At 53.7% G+C, this 2844-nt stretch carries 5 protein-coding genes; 4 read left to right on the forward strand and 1 reads right to left on the reverse strand.

Annotation, left to right across the window (positions count from 1 at the left end; translation table 11 throughout):
* Together ACZ25G_RS07615 and ACZ25G_RS07620 are read left to right on the forward strand one after the other, a co-directional pair.
* Positions 1-372 (forward strand): Rrf2 family transcriptional regulator (locus tag ACZ25G_RS07615; RefSeq protein ID WP_463682055.1); only part of this gene is annotated, 372 nt, incomplete at its 5' end.
* Positions 373-395: 23 nt separating this feature from the next.
* The gene (locus ACZ25G_RS07620; RefSeq protein WP_463682056.1) at positions 396-1271 is read left to right on the forward strand and encodes a patatin-like phospholipase family protein; all 876 of its coding nucleotides are present in this window, start codon (positions 396-398) and stop codon (positions 1269-1271) included.
* Between the two features lie 143 nt (positions 1272-1414).
* Here ACZ25G_RS07620 and ACZ25G_RS07625 read toward each other — a convergent pair whose 3' ends face one another.
* Positions 1415-1780, reverse strand: a complete 366-nt coding sequence (locus tag ACZ25G_RS07625; RefSeq protein ID WP_463682057.1) for a winged helix-turn-helix transcriptional regulator — start codon at positions 1778-1780, stop codon at positions 1415-1417.
* A gap of 150 nt (positions 1781-1930) precedes the next feature.
* Between ACZ25G_RS07625 and ACZ25G_RS07630 the strand changes: the two genes are divergently transcribed.
* Both ACZ25G_RS07630 and ACZ25G_RS07635 read left to right on the forward strand, forming a co-directional pair.
* Positions 1931-2434 (forward strand): flavin reductase family protein, encoded by a 504-nt coding sequence (locus tag ACZ25G_RS07630; protein WP_463682058.1) that lies wholly within the window; start codon positions 1931-1933, stop codon positions 2432-2434.
* A gap of 29 nt (positions 2435-2463) precedes the next feature.
* Positions 2464-2844, forward strand: a 381-nt coding sequence (locus ACZ25G_RS07635) for a radical SAM family protein (protein ID WP_463682059.1), incomplete at its 3' end; no start/stop codon positions are given.

Below are 2844 nucleotides of genomic sequence, written 5' to 3' on the forward strand. Positions count from 1 at the left end.
GCCGGTCAGCGGCTCACAAGCGCTAAGATTGCAGAGAGTGTAAAAACAAACCCGGCCTACATCCGGCAGCTGATGGCCGCGCTGAAGAGCGCCGGCATTATCACCAGCTCCCAGGGACAGGCCAATGCGGAATTGACCAGGCGTCCGGATGAGATCACGGTGTTGGAGGTCTACCGGGCCATTGAGGGCAATAAGCCCCTGCTTCACTGGGATATTGATATCAACCCGGAATGTGGTGTGGGGATCTATGTGCAGCTGAGTATTGCGGACTTTTACCAGGAGATCCAGAAGGCTGCCGAACAAAAAATGCAGACCATCGCCCTGCAGGACATTATAGACCGATATCATAAAAAACTGGGGGAACTGGAATAGGGTCAGGATTGCCTCATAAGGAGATGTTGACAACGAATACACACAAGAAGATCGGACTGGTGGTGGAGGGCGGCGGGATGAAGTGCGCCTATAACGCCGGGGTTCTGGATGCTTTTTTGGACGATGGGATCAAATTTGATTATTGCATCGGTGTGTCTGCCGGATCGGGCAACCTGGCTTCCTATCTGGCTGGGCAAAGAGGCCGGAATCTTCGCTTTTTTACGGAGCATATTCATTCGCCGAATTACTTTGGTCTGAGAAGCCTGCTGAAAACCGGAGATCTGTTTGGACTGAAGTACATCTATGGTGAATTGACCTGCAGGGAAGGGGACGATCCGCTGGATTTTCCCGCTCTGATGAAAAATCCGTCGGAGTATGAGATTGTGGTCACAAATGCGCGGACAGGATTGCCGGAGTACTATGGGCGGGAGATGATGGAGCAGGACGATTACCGCTTGATCATGGCCTCCAGCGCCATCCCGGTTGCTTGCCATCCGGTGGAGCTCAACGGGGTGCCCTACTTTGTTGGAGGCCTTACCGACGCCGTCCCGGTCCGCCGCGCCCTGGAGCAGGGCTGTGAGAAGCTGGTGGTCATTCTTTCCAAGAACCGGGACTATGTACGAAAGCCCCAGGGCATGCGCAGACTGTACCGGTGGGCCTGCCGGAGTTACCCCAATATCGTGCAGGCCATTGACCGTCGCCATGTGGTGTACAATGAAAACTTGAAGGATGTGTTTTCGCTGGAGCGGGAGGGGGCTGCCTTTGTCTTTGCGGCCAGTGAGCCTATCCATGTGGGTACTTACTCCATGAAGGAGGAAGCGGAACGAAAGCTGTATGGCCTTGGGCTGCGGGATTTTTCCGCACAGAAAGAGGACCTGATGGCATTTTTGTCTGACTGATTTGGACTGCACAGCCTGAAACAGCGAAAAGGAATCTTTCCGCATCCCACCGACATAGAGAAAAACACCGGAATGGTTTGACCCTCTGTCAAACCATTCCGGTGTTTCATATATTCTGGAGGAAACGCTGGGGGAGTATTCACTCAGGGGATATACTTCATGCCCCATTGGGAGATGGCATAGAAAATTGGCAGCAGATCCGTTCCCTTTTCCGTCAGGAAATACTCCACCCGGGGTGGGATTTCGTTGTACTGCTCCCGGTGCACCAGACCGTCCCCCTCCAGCTCTTTCAACGCGTTGGTGAGCATGGTATTAGTGATAGGTTTGAGCATCTTCTTCAGCTCACCAAACCGCATGGGAGACTGAATACACAGCTCGTAGATGATCTGGAGCTTCCATTTCCCCTGGAGCATCTGGACCACCGGCGTGACTGGGCAGTTCCCGCTTTCTGTCAGGATGACGCTGCCCACTCGGCTTTGAAATTCCTCATAGGTCATGGATTGGTTCATGGAGCAGCCCTCTCTCTGTCAGTATGGTTTTTCGTACTAAGTACAAATATTCTGCGTACTTGCACTGTTATTTATTCTAAGTATAATAATTATATCGGCATTAAAATGGGATGTCAATTACAGAAATGATAGAGAGTGAGGCACTGATTTATGAAAGAGCTGAACATTATGGAGGCCGCTGTCTATACCTCCCCTAATCCGCTGACCCTGATCTGTTCTCGGAATGAGGACGGCACCACCAACCTGGCTCCCATCTGCTTTGTGTCCTATCTGTCCTTCAATCCGCCCATGATCGGCTTCGCCGCCGGTAAGCAGTCCCAAACCGGCAAGCGGGTACGGGAAACCGGCAAGGTGATCGTGACTGTTCCGGGGGAGAGCCTGAAACAGGCTGTGGTGGCCTGCGGCAGTTCCACCGGCGCCATCAGCCGCAAGGTGGAGGAGAACCACATTGAGATGACCTGCGTAGAGGGAAGCGACATTCAGATTCCCGCGGATACCCGCCTTGCCATGGTGGCCACTCTGCAGCAGGCTGTAGAGGTGGGCGACCACATCCTGCATATCTGCCAGGTAGACAAGTTCCTGGGCGATGAGAGCAGGAAAGGCCTCTATGCCTGGAACGGCTTTGGAAAAGTTGCCCCGGCGGTGGAAGGCTGACGATTGTCGTGTCAACAGGAGAGGAGCTTATGAAAGACGGCATCCTGATCCGGGATGCAGAGGCAAAAAACATCATGACCAAATCCAATCTGCCGGTGGGGGGCTACTCCGTAAACCCCTATGTGGGGTGCACCCACGGCTGCAGGTACTGCTACGCCTCCTTTATGAAACGCTTTACCGGGCACACCGAGCCCTGGGGGACCTTTCTGGATGTAAAACACTGGCCGGAGATCAAAAATCCCCAAAAATACCGGGGACAGCGGGTGGTCATCGGCTCGGTGACCGACGGCTATCTTCCCCAGGAGGAGCAGTTTCAAAACACACGCAAGCTGTTGGAGCAGCTGAAGGACAGCGGGGCGGAGATTCTCATCTGCACCAAGTCCGACCTGGTGGTGCGGGATATTGATTTG

It is taken from the genome of Zongyangia sp. (genome assembly GCF_965361945.1).